Source organism: Pseudomonas benzopyrenica (assembly GCF_036884265.1).
Taxonomy (GTDB): Bacteria; Pseudomonadota; Gammaproteobacteria; order Pseudomonadales; family Pseudomonadaceae; genus Chryseomonas; species Chryseomonas benzopyrenica.
In genome coordinates this window covers 778,906-795,035 of record NZ_CP145723.1, presented here as the reverse complement: position 1 = coordinate 795,035, position 16,130 = coordinate 778,906, and the positions used below count along the sequence as shown (strand labels likewise).

Below are 16,130 nucleotides of genomic sequence, written 5' to 3'. Positions count from 1 at the left end.
CGCAGAACTACCCAAGGCCCGCTACGTAGTTCTACGTAGCGGGCAGTCCGGACAGGTGCCGATGCAACTCAAATACAAGATGGTCGCCCTCGGACTCCTGCCGCTCCTGCTGGCGGTGGCAGCGGTCTGCCTGGTGGTGTTGGAACAGAGCCAGCGCCTGGGCGAGCAGCAGGCGCGCCTGCTCGAACACAGCATCCTCGGCAGCAAGAAGACCGAGTTGCGCAACTATGTGGAGATGGGCGTCAGTGCCATCCAGCCCCTGTATGGCAGCGGCCGCGACGACGACGAACCCCGGGCCAGGGTACTGGCGCTGCTGGCCAGTCTGAATTTCGGCAGCGACGGCTACTTCTTCGTCTACGACCAGCATGGCCGCAACCTCATGCATCCACGCCAGCCCGAATTGGTCGGGCGCGACCTCTGGCAACTGACCGACGGCAACGGCCTGCTGGTGATCCAGGCGCTGCTCAAGAGCGCCCGCGAAGGCGACGGCTTCCAGCGCTATGGCTGGCAGAAGCCTTCCAGTGGGCAGATGGCGGAAAAGCTGGCCTACGTGACCCAGCTAGAACGTTGGGGTTGGGTGCTGGGCACCGGCCTCTATCTGGATGACGTGGACGCCGCCCTCGCCCAAGTGCGCCACGACGTGGCCGCCGGCATCCGCACGACCCTGTTGGCCAGCGCCGGGGTGGCCCTGGTGGCGGTGCTGCTGGTATTCGCCGGCGGACTGACGCTCAACGTGAGCGAACATCGCCTGGCCGATCGCAAGCTCAAGCAGCTGACCCAGAGGCTCATCACCTCCCAGGAAGAGGAACGTTCCCGACTGTCGCGGGAATTGCACGACGGCATCAGCCAGTTGCTGGTGTCCATCAAATTCCAGTTCGAGCTGGCCAGCCGCGAGCTCGGCGCGGGCAAGCCTAGCGCCGGCGAGACCCTGCGCGAAGGCACCCAGCGCCTGGCGGCGGCCATTGGCGAGATCCGTCGCATCTCCCACGACCTGCACCCTTCGCTGCTGGATACCCTCGGCCTGCCTGCCGCCCTGGGCCAGCTGGTGGAGGAGTTCCGCCAGCGCAGCGGCCTGAACGTGGACTATCGGCAGACCCTCGACGACAGTCCCGCCGGCGGCGACATGGACGTCGCCCTGTTCCGTATCGTCCAGGAGGCCCTGACCAACATCGAACGCCATGCCGCGGCCCAGCGGGTGGTCATCGACCTGCAGCGGCGCGGGCGCTGGATCTGCCTGACCGTGCACGATGATGGCCGCGGCTTCGATACCGGCCAGGTGGAGCGCCTCAGCGGCGGCATCGGCCTGCGTAACATCCGCGAGCGGGTGGAGCTGTTCGGCGGTCGTTGCGCCATCCAGTCCGGGCCCGGCGGCACGACCCTGGACGTGGTTCTGCTACGCTCGGACCTCCCGGCCGACGAGGAAAGCCCGACATGACGCCCATCCGCATCCTCCTGGTCGACGACCATGCCCTGGTCCGCGCCGGCGTGCGGGCGTTGCTGGGCACCATCGAGCGCTTCGCGGTGGTCGGCGAGGCCGGCAGCGGCGCGGAAGCCCTCGACCTGCTGGCGCGTCTCGATCCGGACATCCTGCTGGTGGACATCGGCCTCAAGGACATCAACGGCCTGGAGCTGACTGCCCTGATCGCCGAACGCGCACCCCGTGCCCGGGTGTTGATCCTGAGCATGTACGACAATCGCGAATACGTCAGTACCTCGCTGCGGGTGGGCGCGGCCGGCTATGTACTCAAGGATGCCCCCTCGGAGGAAATCATCGCCGCGGTGGAAGCCCTGGCGGTCGGCGGACGCTTCTACAGCAGCGCCATCGCGGCCCGCCTGGGTGAAGGGGGGACCCACGAAGGGGAACTCACCCCCCGGGAACGCCAGGTGCTGTTGCTCATGGCCCAGGGCCTCAACAACAAGACCATGGCGCAGCAGCTGGGGCTCAGCGTGCGGACGGTGGAGACCCATCGCCTGAGCATCCGCCGCAAGCTGGACATCCAGAAGCCGGCCGATCTGGTCCGCCATGCGCGCGAGTACGGCTGGCGCCCCGAAGGTGCGTCCAACGTCTGACCAGCAGGCCGCTGCTCGCGCCCAGGCGACCAATGAGCCCTCTCCTTCTGGCCCCGCCGGTCGCCGCCGGCTACCCTTCCAGGAGCAGTCGATACGAGACGGCCCCGGTCGTCTACAGTGATCAGGAAACCTCAGGAAGACCTTCCATGAACGACACCAACGAGCGTCGCCGCTTTACCCGTTTCACCTTCGATGCCCCTGCGCAGTTGCACCAGGGTGAGCGCCAGTGGGCGGCGCCCGTGGACGACATCTCGCTCAAGGGCGTGCTGCTGGCCCGACCTGCCGATTGGTCGAATCAGTCACGCGCGGCCTATGAGTTACGCATCCGGCTCAATGACGAGACCCAGGTGACCATGGGCGTGGAGCTGGTACGGGAAACCCCGGAGCAACTGGCCTTCGCCTGTCGCCAGATCGACCTGGATTCCATCAGCCACCTGCGCCGGCTGGTAGAACTGAACCTCGGCGACGAGACCCTGCTGGAGCGCGAGTTGGCGGCGTTGGGTACGCCCTGAGCGAGGCCTTGCCAAGGTGGGTCGAGCCAAAGCGAAGCCTACGATGCGCGAATTCGACCCTGGCTGTTGGGCTTCGACGGTGGAGCTGTCTCAACCCAACCTACTGCATCGATAGCCTCGTAGGTTGGGTTGAGCGAAAGCGAAGCCCAACGGCGCGCGAGTTCAACCCTGGCTGTTGGGCTTCGACGGTGGAGCCGTCTCAACCCAACCTACTGCATCGATAGCCTCGTAGGTTGGGTTGAGCGAAAGCGAAGCCCAACGGCGCTTAGAACTCCAGATGCAAGCCCACCACCAGCCGGGCGTCGTGGGTGTCTTCGCCCTCTTCCCGCGCCATGGCGGCGGTGTTGCCGTGGGTGGCGTTCCAGGACACCCCGACATAGGGCGCGACCTCCGGGGTCACCTGATACCTCAGGCGCAGCCCGGCTTCGCTTTCGGCGAAGCCGGCGCCCTGGCCACGGGCCTCGTCGTTGCGACCGTAGAAATTGAGCTCGGTGTGGGGCTGCAGGATCAGCCGCTGGGTCAGGGCCCAGTCGTATTCGGCCTCCAGACGCAGGGCGGTCTGGCTGTTCTCGCCGAAGAAGGCGGTGATCTCGATGTCGAGATCCTCGGGATCGTGCTCCTGGATCCCCAAAGCGGCCCAGGTCTGCGGCGAGCCGGGTTTGAAATCCTGGCGAATGCCGGCCACGCTGCCCCAGCCCTTGGCCAGCGCGTGCCCCCAGAGGGCCTGCACCTCGGCCTGCTCGGTGTGGCCATTGGTGCGTTCGCCCTGGCTGCGGAAATCCAGCCGATTGGCGCCACCGCCAAGGGCCCAGCCTTCCAGATCCCAGTTGAAGACGCTGCCCTCGTCGGCGTGCTGCCATTCCAGCTGATCCACCTCCAGGCTGGCCGGGGCGGAACTGCTGGGATCGGCGGCCTGCACCAGGGTGCTGATAGCAAAGCTGGCAAAGAGTACGGAAAGCGGGAGCAGACGAGACATGGCGGGTATCCAGGGTCATGGAAGCGCCTGATAGACCACCCTGCCCCACCGAGAGTTTTAAAAAATATTACAAAGGCCGCGCCAGGCTATTCGAACAGTGCATCCAGTGCCTGCTCCAATCGAGTCACGGCCACCACCTGCAGACCGGGCGGCGGATCCTTGGGCGCGTTGCCCTTGGGCACGATGGCGCGCTTGAAGCCGTGCTTGGCCGCTTCCTTGAGACGCTCCTGGCCACTGGGTACCGGACGGATTTCGCCGGACAGGCCGATCTCGCCGAACACCAGCAGATCGTGCGGCAGGGCGCGGTCCCTCAGGCTGGAGATCACCGCCGACATCAGCGCCAGGTCCACCGCCGTCTCCAGCACCTTGACCCCACCGACCACGTTGATGAAGACGTCCTGGTCGTAGGTGGGGATGCTGCCGTGGCGGTGCAGCACCGCCAGCAGCATGGCCAGGCGATTCTGGTCCAGGCCCACGGTGACCCGGCGCGGGTTGGCCAGGTGACTGGTGTCCACCAGCGCCTGCACCTCCACCAGCATGGGCCGCGAACCCTCCCAGGTCGCCATGACCACACTGCCGGCCACCGCCTCCTGGGCACGATTGAGAAAGATCGCCGAAGGGTTGGAAACCTCCTTGAGGCCTTTATCGGTCATGCCGAACACGCCCAGCTCGTTGACCGCGCCGAAGCGATTCTTCACCGCTCTGAGCATGCGCAGACGGCCGTCCGACTCGCCCTCGAAATAGAGCACGGTGTCGACCATGTGCTCCAGCACCCGTGGTCCGGCCAGGGCGCCTTCCTTGGTGACGTGGCCGACCAGAAAGATGGCGGTACCGGTCTGCTTGGCGAAACGTACCAGCAGGGCCGCGCTCTCGCGCACCTGGGCCACGCCACCTGGGGCGGATTGCAGTTGCTCGGTGAAGATGGTCTGGATGGAGTCGATCACCATGACCCGCGGCTTTTCCTGGCGGGCGGTGGCGACGATGGTCTCGATGCAGGTCTCGGTCATGACCTTGAGCTTGTCTTCCGGCAGACCCAGGCGCCGGGCGCGCATGGCCACCTGTTGCTGGGATTCCTCGCCGGTGACATAGAGCGCTGGCATGCGCGCGGCCAGATGACAGAGGGTCTGCAGCAGGATGGTGGACTTGCCGATGCCAGGATCACCGCCGATCAGCACCACGGAACCGTCCACCAGGCCGCCACCCAGCACCCGGTCGAGTTCGGTGGAATCGGTGGTGAAGCGCGGGGTTTCCTCGACGCTGACCTCGGCCAGGGTCTTGATGGTCGCCTGCGCCCCGGCCCAGCCAGCGCGCCCGGAGGGTACGGCGGAGGTCTCGACGACGGTTTCCACCAGGGTGTTCCAGGCACCGCACTCGCCGCACTGACCCGCCCACTTAGGAAAGGTGGCGCCGCATTCGGTGCAGCCGTAGAGACGCTTGGCCTTGGCCATGGCGGAATTCTCCAGTCGAGAAAGGAAGGTTCCCAGCATATCACGACTGGATGCATAGACAGTAAAAAGGCGCGATCCCGGGGGAGCGCGCCTCTCTCAAAAGCGGGCTTGAGCCTTAGTTACCCTCGCCACCCGGCTGACGCAGCATGGTCAGGGCCTGGTTGGCCTGGGCGATGCACTTCTTCTCATCGCCGGCCTTCTGGGCGGCCATGGCGTTCTTGCGGAAGTCGGCGATCTGCTGGGCCTGGGAGCTGCCCGGGCCGATCATGTTGGTCTTCATCTTGCTGGCGTCATCCAGCTTCTGCAACTGCACCGCGCACAGATCCTTGGCGAACACGGGGGCAGTGGCGAACATCATCAGGGCGATCAGGGCGGTACGCTTCATGGGGACATCCTCATTGGGGAGGGCCAGGTAGGCCGGATAAACCTCGCTCACCCCACGAAACTCGTCTGGGGTAACCCATTGACCGTCAGGCATCGTTGGTCGTTCAGCGCGCCATCATTGGCGTTTACCCTCGGGCCAGCCGCTCTGGGACTAGTGCTTGAGCGTCGAAATCATCGCCGCATCGCCACGCATCCAGACCGGCAACGCCTGTTGCCAACGCTCCTGTTCGAGCAGTTGCAGGTCGGCCAAAAGTCGGCTGTATTCGGCGAATTCCTGTTGGACGCGACGGCGTTGCGCGTCCACGGCCGCTTCGGTGATCCACAGGTGCCACTGCTGGTACATCGCCACTTCGTCGGTCATCGGCTCCTCTCCTGGGAGGCCATGATGGCAACGCCGGCGGCCCTTGCCAATCGCACTGAGGTGGGGCTCGACCCTGCAGATCGAGCCCGACACAGCTAGGACGGGTATTTCAGCTGCTGAGCGATTTTGTCCTTGAGCAGGACACGCTCACGACGCAGACGACCCAGTTCCTCGTCGCCGCTGGACTCTTCCACTTCTTCCAGATCGAGGATCTGCTGATCGAGCTTCGCGTAGTCTTCCAGCAGCTTGGCAAAGGCCGCATCGGTCTGGGGACGGCTGTCCAGCTGCTCGGCGTATTCGGGAAAGTCTTTGTGCAGGTCGTGTTTGGCAACCATCAGAGGCTCCTTGGGTTGAGAGATAGAGGTCGCGAGGGCCGCAGCTCTCGTCGTACAAGGGTGGACCCGGTCCTTTCGACAAAGTGCGACAGCCACGACCAGCTGCCGATTCGCTGACGATTTGACGCTGGCGGGGAACCTAGAGACCGTCAGCAAGGTTCCAAACCCGAGCGAAGCGAGCACAATCGTCTATCGTCTCTTCGAAACCATCCAAAGGAGTGCAGCATGAGCATCATTGCCGAGTTCAAGAAATTCGCCATGAGAGGCAACGTGGTCGACCTGGCGGTCGGCATCATCCTGGGCGCGGCTTTCGGCAAGATCGTGTCGTCCTTTGTAGCCGACATCATCACACCGCCGCTGGGGTTGCTGCTGGGGGGTGTGGATTTCTCCCAGCTGGCCATCACCCTGAGGGCTGCCATAGGTGACCAACCGGCCGTGGTCATGTCCTACGGCAAGTTCCTGCAGACCATCTTCGACTTCGTGATCATCGCCTTCGCCATCTTCATGGCGATCAAGGTGCTCAACCGCCTGCGCCTGCACCAGGATGCCGCGCCCTCTGGCCCGACCAAGGACCAAGTGCTGCTGACCGAGATCCGCGACCTGCTGAAAGAGCAGAACAGCCAGGCGACCGCGGCCCCTGTCGTCAAACAGGAACCGCCGATCACCCCGCAGTAGAAACCTGCTGGATCCCGCCTCGCTAGGAGGCGGGTCGCTCCAGGCGGATCCAGCCGATCCGTCGATCCTTGACCGATTCCACCGTCAGCTGCCAGCCCTGGTATTCCAGGCGATCACCAGCCACCGGCAGGCGGCCCAGCAGGTCCACCACCAGGCCGCCCAGGGTCTGGTAGTCGTCGTTTTCCGTGATCTGGAAACCGGTGCGCTGGGCCAGGGGATGCAGATTCAGACCGCCGCTGGCGCGATAGCCGTTCTCCACCCTTTCCAGCTCCGGCAAGCTCTCCTCGCTGGCATCCGGCAGTTCGCCGGCGATGGCCTCGAGGATGTCGGTCAGGGTCAGCAAGCCTTCGAAGCCACCGAATTCGTTGACCACGAAGGCCACGTGGGTGGAAGCCGCGCGCAGTTGTTCCAAGGCGCCCAGCACCGTGGCCTGGGCCGGCAGGTGGATGGGGGTGCGCACCCGGGCGCGCAGGTCCGGTGACTGGCCCTGGAGGATGTCGGCGAACAGCTCCTTCTTGTGGACATAGCCCAGGGGTTCGTCGATGTTGCCATTGACCACCAACGGCAACCGCGAGTGAGCCGAGGCCAGCAGTTGCTCGTGCAGTCGTTCCGGCGGAGCGTCGGCATCGAGGATGTCGACGTCGGCGCGGGCGGTCATCACCGTACGCACCGGGCGTTCGCCCAATTGCAGCACGCCACTGATCATCAGGCGCTCACGGCGATCGAAGACCGGGCCTTTGCCCTTCTCGCCTTCCATCAGTTCGGCGATGTCCTCGTCCACCTCGTCTTCGCGCAAACGACCACCCAGCAGGCGCAACACGGCCTGGGAGGTCCGCGCACGCATGCCGAGCCGTTCGTGCATCTGCCGCTTGCGCTTCCAGCGCACCACCTGGTTGGCCAGCTCGATAAGGATCGAGAAGCCGATGGCGGCGTACAGATAGCCCTTGGGAATGTGGAAGCCCAGGCCTTCGGCGGTCAGGCTCAGACCGATCATCATCAGGAAGCCCAGACACAGCATGATCACCGTGGGGTGGGCGTTGACGAAGGCGGTCAGCGGCTTGCTCGCCACCAGCATCAGACCGATGGAGATGATCACGGCGATCATCATCACGCTCAGGTGCTCGACCATGCCCACGGCGGTGATGACGGCGTCCAGCGAGAACACGGCGTCGAGCACCACGATCTGCGCCACCACCGGCCAGAAGGCGGCGTAGGTCCGGCTGCCACCGGTCTTGTGGGTATGGCCCTCGATGCGTTCGTGCAGCTCGGTGGTGGCCTTGAACAGCAGGAAGATGCCGCCGAACAGCATGATGAGGTCACGCCCGGAGAAGGCCTTGCCGAAGACCTCGAACAGCGGTTCGGTGAGGGTCACCATCCAGGAGATGCTGGCCAGCAGGCCCAGACGCATGATCAACGCCAGCGACAGGCCGATGACCCGTGCCTTGTCACGCTGCGCCGGAGGCAGCTTGTCGGCGAGGATGGCGATGAAGACGAGGTTGTCGATGCCCAGGACGATTTCCAGGACGATCAGGGTCAGCAGCCCCAACCAGGCGGTGGGATCGGAGATCCATTCCATTAGCGGTATGCCTCCGCAAGAGAGGGCCGGACGGCCACGGAGGAAAGACAACGGGAGGGGGTGTTGGCCGCGCCTGGCCAGGAGGCCGGGGGCGGCTCGGATCTGTCACTGCTCATCGGAACTCGAAAGGTAGCCTTGGAAATTCCGATCCTAGAGCAAGGCGGGGCCAAAGCTAAAGGTCCAACCTTTTCCAATTGTGAAGAAAACGTAAAGACGCCCGGATAACTTCCCGGTTACCAGTAGTTTTCCACCGCCACCTGGCCGGGTCGGCGACTCAGGGCCAGCTGCAGATCGCGGGTCTTGAGCAGCTGGCGGGTGTCGTCGACCATCTCGGGATTGCCGCAGATGAGGATCCGCGAGTGCTCGGGCGACAGCGTGACGCCGGCGGCGCGTTCCAGCTCGCCGTTCTCGATCAGGGTGGTGATGCGGCCACGCAGCGCACCGGGATGCTCTTCGCGGGTCACCACAGGCACATAGACCAGGCGGTCGGTAAGGCCTTCGAGGTGCTCCACCTGGCCGTAGCCGTTGATGACGTCCTGGTAGGCCAGGTCGCGGGCCTCGCGCACGCTGTAGACCAGCACGATGCGTTCGAAGCGCTCCCAGGTGTCGGGTTCCTGCAGCATGGACAGGAAGGGTGCCAGGCCCGTGCCGGTGGCCAGCAGCCAGAGATCCCGACCGCCGCCGAAGCGCTCCAGGGTGAGATAGCCATAGGGCTGCTTTTCCACCAGCAGCTCGTCGCCCTCGCGCAGGCGGCTCAGCTCGCTGGTGAAGGCGCCGCCAGGCACCACGATGGAAAAGAATTCGAGGAATTCATCGTGAGGTGCCGAGACCATGGAATAGGCGCGCCAGACGATGTCGCCATCGGCCTTGCGCACGCCCAGCCGGGCGAATTGGCCGGCGCGAAAGCGATAGCGCGGGTCGCGGGTGGTCCTCAGGCTGAAGAGGTTGTCGCTCCAGGGCCAGACGGCGGTGATCGTCTCGCGGGTGAACTTGTCTTCGGTGGCGGTCATACTGGCCTCTTTTTCCCGATTGCTTAGAGCCATTGTCCCGCACTGGGCCGCCGATAAACACTGACAGAAACCATGCCTTCTCTCGTCTCGCCCTTCGCCACCCTCGAACTCGACCGTCAGCCACCGCGCCGCGACGATCCCCTGCAGGCCTTCGACGCCGCCGACGAGTACCTCCTGCAGCAGGTCGCCGAGGGCGGCCTGGCTCCCGCCACCCGGGTGCTGGTGCTCAACGACGCCTTTGGCGCCCTGGCCGTGAGCCTGGCCGGCCATGCCCAGGTGACCTCCAGTGGCGATTCGCACCTGGCGGCCCTGGCCCTAGCGGCGAATCTGGCACGCAATGGCCTCGCCGCCGATGCGGTCACCTTCGTCCCGGCCAGCGAGGCGACGGGTGGGCCCTTCGATCTGGTGCTGATACGGGTGCCCAAGACCCTGGCCCTGCTGGAAGAACAGCTGATCCGTCTGCACGGCCAGTTGGCGCCGGGTGCCCGGGTGATCGCCGCCGGCATGCTCAAGCACCTGCCACGCGCTGCCGGCGACCTGCTGGAGCGGCATATCGGTCCGGTGCAGGCTTCGCTGGCGGTAAAGAAGGCGCGGCTGCTGTTCGCCACGCCCGAGGCGCGCCCGGCGGTGACCTCGCCCTACCCGAGTCGTTATCGCCTGGATGCACCGCCGCTGACTCTGGTCAACCATGCCAACGTCTTTTGCCGCGAGGGTCTGGACATCGGTACCCGCGCCTTCCTGCCGCACCTGCCCCAGGGTCTGGGCCAGGCCCGGGTGGCCGATCTCGGTTGCGGCAACGGCGTGCTGGCCCTGGCCTGTGCCCTGGCCAATCCGGAGGCGCAATTCACCCTGGTGGACGAGTCCTACATGGCGGTGCAGTCGGCGCAAGAGAACTGGACCGCGGCCTTCGGCGAGCGACCGGTGGCGATCCGCGCCGCCGACGGCCTGGCCGAGCAGCCGCCGCGGTCGCTGGAGCTGATCCTCTGCAATCCGCCGTTCCACCAGCAACAGGTGGTGGGCGATTTCCTCGCCTGGCGCATGTTCCAGCAGGCCCGTGCGGCCTTGAGCGAACAGGGCGAACTCTGGCTGGTGGGCAATCGCCACCTGGGTTACCACGTCAAGCTCAGGCGCCTGTTCAGGCGCGTCGAACAGATCGCGGCCACGCCGAAATTCGTGATACTCAAGGCGGTCCAACCCCTCTGACATAAATCCGGAGAAGAGAGCCGCCCGCGTGCCATCCCTGCCCCTCGATCTCCACTACATCGCCCTGGTCCTCGAACTGATCGGCATCAGCGCGGCGATCCACGCCATCATCACGGTGCGCACCGCCCAGGGCGCCATGGCCTGGGCCATGGCGCTGGTGTTCATGCCCTTGCTCAGCCTGATTCCCTATCTGGTATTCGGCCGGCGCCGCTTCGACAGCTATGTGAAGGCACGGCGCCAGGCCGACGAGGAGATGGCGCGCCAGGCCGCCGAGCTGGACTGGCGGCCCTGGATCGCCGAGGCCATGGCCGCCCAGCAGTGCAGCGCGGCCAACCGCAAGCTCAAGGCCATGACCGCCCTCACCGGCACCCCCTGCGTCGCCAACAACCAGGTGCGGCTGCTGATCAACGGCGAGGAGACCTTCGCCGCCATCCTCACGGCCATCCGCGGGGCGCAGAAGGTGGTGCTGGTGCAGTTCTTCATCATCCACGACGACGCCCTCGGTCTGGCCTTGCAGAACACCCTGCTCGACCGCGCCCGCGCTGGAGTCCAGGTCTTTCTGCTGTACGACGCCATCGGCAGCCATGCCCTGCCGCGCGCCTATGTGGAAAAGCTGCGCGAGGCCGGGTGCGAGGTGAAGGGCTTCAGCAACCGCCGCGGACTGATCAACCGATTCCAGGTCAACTTCCGCAACCACCGCAAGATCGTGATCGTGGATGGCGAGGTGGGCTTCACCGGCGGGCTCAACGTCGGCGACGAATACATGGGCCTCAAGCCGCCCCTGGCGCCCTGGCGCGATACCCATCTGGAACTGCGCGGCCCGGCCCTGGCCACCCTGCAGGAGACCTTCGCCCAGGACTGGTACTGGGTGACCCGGCGGCTGCCCACCCTGCTGCTGCCGGAACGCTACGAGGACGGCGGGGTGCTCTGTCAGGTGGTGCCCAGCGGCCCGGCGGACGACCAGGAGACCTGCTCGCTGTTCTTCGTCGAGGCTATCCATTCGGCGCGCCACCGGGTCTGGATCACCACGCCCTATTTCATTCCCGACGAAGCCGTCTCGGCGGCCCTGCGCCTGGCCGCCCTGCGCGGGGTCGACGTGCGCATCCTCCTGCCCTCGCGACCGGACCACAAGGTGGTCTATGCCGCGTCCTACCTCTATGCCTTCGAGGCGGTGCATGCCGGGGTGCGGGTGTTCCGCTACGGTCCGGGCTTCCTGCACCAGAAGGTGGTGCTGATCGACGAGGACGTGGCCGCGGTGGGCAGCGCCAACCTGGACAACCGCTCCTTCCGCCTCAACTTCGAGGTCATGGTGATGGTGATGGACGTCCCCTTCGCCTGGGAGGTGCGCAAGATGCTGGAGCAGGACTTCAGTCGCTCCCGCGAACTCACCCCCGAGGACAACGCCGCCCTGCGCCGCTGGCGGCGGGTGGCCATGCGCGTGGCGCGGGTGTTTTCGCCGGTGCTCTAGAACCCCGGAACCCGCTCTGCGACGGCCCGGTCCGATGCCTCATGGCGCCTCACCCGGAGCGCCCCGCGCCCCCGGAGTCGCCCGCCATGCCATCCTTTTCGCCGCTGCGTTGCGTCTGCCTGCTGGCGGGCGGTCTGGCCCTGGAGGCCACCGCCGCGCCACGCAGCGTGCCGTCCATCGAGAGCGAAGACGCCGCCCTGGGCAGCGTGGAGGTCAGCGAAACGTCCGGGCGGTTCCATCCGCAACTGGGCGTGGACGTGCGCAACGGTGACTTTTCCCGTGGCAACTACGATGACGATGCCGCCAGCCTCGACCGCATCCCCTTGCACCTGCAGGCGGGCTTCGCGCTGGATCTGCACCAGGGAAGCGACGGCGTGGCCGATGCCTGGCTGGTGTTCAGCAGCAGCAATGGCCTGCACAGCCCTTCCAGCGAGGAACGGGTCAGCCCGCGGCGCTGGTACGAGAGCAACAACCTGTTGGGCCTTGTGGTGTCACCAGCCGAGGGTCTGAGGGTCGGCTTCGTCTACACGGTCAAGAGCAGCCCCAACGACGTCGCCGCCACCACGCAAGAGGCCAGCCTGACCCTGGCCTATCAGGCCGATACGGGCCTGGGCGCCTGGCGCCCGGGGCTGGCGGTGACCACCCGCACCCAGGGCGACAGCGGTCTCTATACCCAGGGCAGCCTGGAGCCGGGGTTGGATCTCACCCCAGGCGGTCTGCGCCTGAGTTTCCCCAGTGCCCTGGGGGTGGGCTGGAACGGCTTCTACGGACCGGATTCCGGAGACCGCCTCTATGCCCGCACCGGCCTGGCGCTGGAGCAACCGTTCCGCTGGGGCGACACTCGCTGGAGCGCTCGGGCCGAGGCCCTGGCGCTCTACCGCGACGGTGCCCTGCGCGAGTTGAGCGGTCCGGAGGGCGAGACCGACGGCGTGGTGCCCCAGGTGACCCTCAGCCTGTCCATGGCCTACTAGCCCAACGGCGCCACCCCAAGGCCCTCGACCAGACTTTCGAGGGCGCGCAGGCCGGCCACCGAGTTGCCATAGCTGTCCAGCCGCGGCGACCAGACACAGATGCTCATCTGCCCCGGGACGATGGCGACGATGCCGCCCCCGACCCCGCTCTTGCCCGGCAGGCCGACGCGCCAGGCGAAGTCGCCCGCGGCATCGTAGAGGCCGCAGGTCAGCAGCAAGGCATTGAGCTGACGCGTCTGCTGGGGGGTCACCACCGCCTGACCATCCTGGGGATTGACCCCACCGTTGGCCAGGAAGGCAAAGGCCCTGGCCACGTCGCTGCAGCTCATGGCCAGGGCGCAGCCATGGAAATAGACGTCGAGGACGTCGTTCACCTCGCTGTGGAGATTGCCGTAGGCCTTCATCAGATAGGCCAGGGCGGCGTTGCGCGCCTTATGGTCCATCTCCGAACGGGCTACCCGGTCGTCGAAATTGATGGCTGGATTGCCGGCCAGGCGCCGCGCCTGCTCACGCATCATCCAGTGGATGGACATGATGCGTGACACCAGCAGTTCGCAGACCAGCACGGCGCCGGCATTGATGAAGGGATTGCGCGGCACGCCCTTCTCTTCTTCCAGCTGGGCCATGGAATTGAAGGCATGGCCGGACGGCTCGCGGCCGACGCGGGTCCAGATGTCCGGCTCGTCCAGGCGCTGCATGGCGATCACCAAGTTGAGCACCTTGGAAATCGATTGGATGGAAAACGCCGTATCGGCCGCACCCGCACGCCAGACCTTGCCGTTGATGTCACAGACGGCGATGCCGAACTGATCCGGCGCCACCTCGGCCAGGGCCGGGATGTAGTCGGCCACTTCACCTTCGCCGAAGTGGCGCGGCGCGGCGGCGGCGATGCGGTCGAGCAGAGGCTGCAGCTGATGGCGATCGAAGGGCTCTGGCATAGCGATTCCGAAGCGGACGGGGGCGCCAGTGTAGGGGCCGCGGCGCCCTCAGGCGAGCCCCGCGCGCGGCGGCAGAGGCAGACGGATCTCGAAGCGGGCACCGCCCCGCGTGCCGGCGGCCAGGTCCAGGCGACCGCCCTGGTTTTCCACCGCGCGACGGCTGATGGCCAGGCCCAGGCCGAAGCCGCCGGTGGCGCGATCACGACTGCGATCCAGCCGGTAGAAGGGCTCGAAGACCCGCTCGCGATCGCTTGCCGGAATACCTTCACCGTCGTCCTCGACCGCGATCAGCAGCTCATGGCCCTCACCGCGAACCGTCACCCAGACCTCGCGCTGGCAATAGCGCAAGGCATTGCCCAGCAGATTCTGCAGGGCGCGCGCCGTGAGGCGCGGTGCCAGTTCGGCGCGGGCCGGGGCGGCGGCGAATTCCAGGTGCACCTCGACGCCGCGGCGTTCCTGTTCTTCGGTGAAGTCGGCCAGCACGCTGTCGAGAAAGGCGCTCAGGTCCAGGCTCAGGCGCTCGGGGGGCTGCTGGCTGCTCTGCAGCCGGGCGAAGGACAGCAGTTCGTCGACCAGGGCATCCAGTTCGCGGACGTGGCGGACCAGTTGCTCCAGCTGCCGCTGGGTCTCGGCCGGCAGCGGATCGGCCTGCAGCAGCGCCAGGCCGAATTCCAGACGCGATAAGGGCGTGCGCAATTCGTGGGAGACGGCGTTGAGCAGGTCGCGCTGCTGGACGATCAGCGCCTCCAGCTCCTGAGCCATGTCATCGAAGGCCCGCGCCAGCTCGCCGATGTCCGAGCGTGGCGAGATGGCCGTACGCTCGCCGAGATGGCCCTTGCCCAGCCGTGCCGCGGTACGCCGCAGCCGTTCCAGGTCGCGCCAGTGCGGGCGCAGCCAGACATAGAGACAGATCAGCAAGGCGGCGCCGATCAGGGCGTTCATCGCCCAATAGGTCAGGGCGATGTCGGTGGGCGCCTCGGGGATGCCGATCCACAGCACCTGATCTGCCGGCAGCGGCACCAGGGCCGCACTGGGTTCGCCATAGTCACCCAGGCGTACCCGTCGCTGGCCGGCAGCGAGGTCTGCGCGCTCCTCCAGACTGAGGGCCTGATCGTCGCGCGGGACCAGGCGCAGGCTGATGGGCGCCAGCTCCGCGGCCAGTTCGTCCTGCAGCGCCGGCCAGCGCTCCGGCGGCGTGGTGGTGAAGGCGCGCTGAACCAGGCTGAGCGGACCGTGCAACTGCTCCAGGGTATAGCGGCTGTAACGCTCGTCGAACACCTTGAGCAGCGCCTCGGGTACCAGGTAGCTGGCGGCGCCGTAGGTCACCAGCAGGATGAGGTAGAGGCGGACGAGGATCTTGAGCATCTATTCCCACTCGGCGCGAGACAGCAGATAACCCTTGCCCCAGACGGTCTTGATCCGTCGCGCTTCGCCAGGATGCTCCTCGAAACGACGGCGCAGCTTGGAGATGGCCACGTCCACCGAGCGGTCGACGCCGTTGAATTCGATGCCGCGCAGTTGCTGGATCAGCTGGTCGCGGCTGAGCACCTCGCCGGCATGGCGCATGAGGACTGCCAGCAGGTTGAATTCAGTGGACGACAGCTCCACCAGCTGGTCGCGCCACCAGACCTGGCGCTCGCCCGGCAGCAACCGCAGCTGGCCGATAACCAGGCGATCATCGGTGGCCACCTCGCCCAGCTGGCAGCGGCGCAGCAGGGTGCGGATGCGCGCCAGCAGCACCCGCGGCTCGCAAGGCTTGCTGACGTAGTCGTCGGCACCGATCTCCAGCCCCAGCACCTGGTCGTGGCTGTCGTCCAAGGCGGTGAGCATCAAGATCGGCAGGCCCGGCTGGGCGGCGCGCAGCTGGCGGCAGACCTGCAGGCCATCCAGCCCCGGCAGCATGACATCGAGCACCACCAGCTGCGGGCGCAGTCGCTGCACCGCGGCCAGGGCCTCGTCGCCACGGCCGATCACGGTTACGGCATAGCCCTGGCGACCCAAGTAGGTGGCGATGAGGTCGGCCAGGGCGGCGTCGTCTTCGACGATGAGCAAGGGGATCACGGCAGCTCTTCATGGCGGCAAAGCCCGAGCATAGCCGAGCGCAGCATCGGCGGGCGCAGGCCTTAACACTCTTTCACAAGAGACCTACAGACGTTTACAGGGCGGCTTGCGCGAAGCGCCTACCATGACGCTCTTCTGGAGG

At 66.3% G+C, this 16,130-nt stretch carries 17 protein-coding genes; 7 read left to right on the top strand and 10 right to left on the bottom strand.

The annotated features are described in order from the left end of the window. Nucleotides 1–61 precede the first annotated feature (61 nt). The 3 genes from V6W80_RS03710 (at nucleotide 62) to V6W80_RS03700 (ending at nucleotide 2,582) form a co-directional block, all read left to right on the top strand. Nucleotides 62–1,435, top strand: a complete 1,374-nt coding sequence (locus V6W80_RS03710; RefSeq protein WP_338545873.1) for a cache domain-containing protein — start codon at nucleotides 62–64, stop codon at nucleotides 1,433–1,435. Next, the gene (locus V6W80_RS03705) at nucleotides 1,432–2,070 is read left to right on the top strand and encodes a response regulator (protein ID WP_064307514.1); all 639 of its coding nucleotides are present in this window, start codon (nucleotides 1,432–1,434) and stop codon (nucleotides 2,068–2,070) included. The genes V6W80_RS03710 and V6W80_RS03705 overlap by 4 nt, the downstream gene beginning before the upstream one ends. Before the next feature lie 146 nt (nucleotides 2,071–2,216). Beyond that, complete coding sequence (locus V6W80_RS03700) at nucleotides 2,217–2,582, top strand: PilZ domain-containing protein (protein ID WP_064307513.1); 366 nt, start codon at nucleotides 2,217–2,219, stop codon at nucleotides 2,580–2,582. 265 nt (nucleotides 2,583–2,847) lie between these two features. Here the strand turns inward: V6W80_RS03700 and V6W80_RS03695 are convergent, their stop codons facing one another. From V6W80_RS03695 to V6W80_RS03675, 5 genes are all read right to left on the bottom strand, one after another. Next, nucleotides 2,848–3,558 carry a copper resistance protein B gene (locus V6W80_RS03695; RefSeq protein WP_338545872.1) on the bottom strand — a complete coding sequence of 237 codons (711 nt, stop codon included), beginning with the start codon at nucleotides 3,556–3,558 and terminating at the stop codon, nucleotides 2,848–2,850. 86 nt (nucleotides 3,559–3,644) lie between these two features. Then, the gene (radA, locus tag V6W80_RS03690) at nucleotides 3,645–5,006 is read right to left on the bottom strand and encodes a DNA repair protein RadA (protein WP_017639095.1); all 1,362 of its coding nucleotides are present in this window, start codon (nucleotides 5,004–5,006) and stop codon (nucleotides 3,645–3,647) included. 115 nt (nucleotides 5,007–5,121) lie between these two features. After that, a complete protein-coding gene (locus V6W80_RS03685) occupies nucleotides 5,122–5,391 on the bottom strand; it encodes a hypothetical protein (protein ID WP_017639094.1) in 270 nt (89 codons plus the stop codon). Nucleotides 5,392–5,541: 150 nt separating this feature from the next. Next, entirely contained in the window at nucleotides 5,542–5,751 is a 210-nt protein-coding gene (locus V6W80_RS03680) for a hypothetical protein (RefSeq protein WP_017639093.1), read from the bottom strand. A gap of 95 nt (nucleotides 5,752–5,846) precedes the next feature. After that, complete coding sequence (locus V6W80_RS03675; protein WP_007162691.1) at nucleotides 5,847–6,086, bottom strand: YdcH family protein; 240 nt, start codon at nucleotides 6,084–6,086, stop codon at nucleotides 5,847–5,849. Between the two features lie 225 nt (nucleotides 6,087–6,311). On the opposite strand from V6W80_RS03675, the gene mscL reads away from it, so the two are divergent. Next, nucleotides 6,312–6,761, top strand: a complete 450-nt coding sequence (mscL, locus tag V6W80_RS03670) for a large-conductance mechanosensitive channel protein MscL (RefSeq protein WP_017639092.1) — start codon at nucleotides 6,312–6,314, stop codon at nucleotides 6,759–6,761. 22 nt (nucleotides 6,762–6,783) lie between these two features. On the opposite strand, the gene V6W80_RS03665 is transcribed toward mscL, so the two are convergent. Continuing rightward, on the bottom strand, nucleotides 6,784–8,337 hold the full coding sequence (locus tag V6W80_RS03665; RefSeq protein ID WP_338545871.1) for a TerC family protein: 1,554 nt from the start codon (nucleotides 8,335–8,337) through the stop codon (nucleotides 6,784–6,786). Between the two features lie 233 nt (nucleotides 8,338–8,570). Next, entirely contained in the window at nucleotides 8,571–9,347 is a 777-nt protein-coding gene (locus tag V6W80_RS03660) for a ferredoxin--NADP reductase (RefSeq protein ID WP_338545870.1), read from the bottom strand. Between the two features lie 72 nt (nucleotides 9,348–9,419). On the opposite strand from V6W80_RS03660, the gene V6W80_RS03655 reads away from it, so the two are divergent. The 3 genes from V6W80_RS03655 (at nucleotide 9,420) to V6W80_RS03645 (ending at nucleotide 12,989) form a co-directional block, all read left to right on the top strand. After that, on the top strand, nucleotides 9,420–10,550 hold the full coding sequence (locus V6W80_RS03655) for a class I SAM-dependent methyltransferase (protein ID WP_338545869.1): 1,131 nt from the start codon (nucleotides 9,420–9,422) through the stop codon (nucleotides 10,548–10,550). A gap of 28 nt (nucleotides 10,551–10,578) precedes the next feature. Then, a complete protein-coding gene (gene cls, locus V6W80_RS03650; protein ID WP_338545868.1) occupies nucleotides 10,579–12,018 on the top strand; it encodes a cardiolipin synthase in 1,440 nt (479 codons plus the stop codon). A gap of 86 nt (nucleotides 12,019–12,104) precedes the next feature. Further along, a complete protein-coding gene (locus V6W80_RS03645; RefSeq protein ID WP_338545867.1) occupies nucleotides 12,105–12,989 on the top strand; it encodes a hypothetical protein in 885 nt (294 codons plus the stop codon). On the opposite strand, the gene glsB is transcribed toward V6W80_RS03645, so the two are convergent. From glsB to V6W80_RS03630, 3 genes are all read right to left on the bottom strand, one after another. Then, nucleotides 12,986–13,900 carry a glutaminase B gene (glsB, locus tag V6W80_RS03640; protein ID WP_218186729.1) on the bottom strand — a complete coding sequence of 305 codons (915 nt, stop codon included), beginning with the start codon at nucleotides 13,898–13,900 and terminating at the stop codon, nucleotides 12,986–12,988. The genes V6W80_RS03645 and glsB overlap by 4 nt on opposite strands. A gap of 75 nt (nucleotides 13,901–13,975) precedes the next feature. Further along, nucleotides 13,976–15,292, bottom strand: coding sequence for an ATP-binding protein (locus V6W80_RS03635; protein WP_338545866.1), 1,317 nt, complete (start codon nucleotides 15,290–15,292; stop codon nucleotides 13,976–13,978). After that, nucleotides 15,293–15,988, bottom strand: a complete 696-nt coding sequence (locus tag V6W80_RS03630; RefSeq protein ID WP_017639084.1) for a response regulator transcription factor — start codon at nucleotides 15,986–15,988, stop codon at nucleotides 15,293–15,295. Nucleotides 15,989–16,130: the final 142 nt, after the last annotated feature.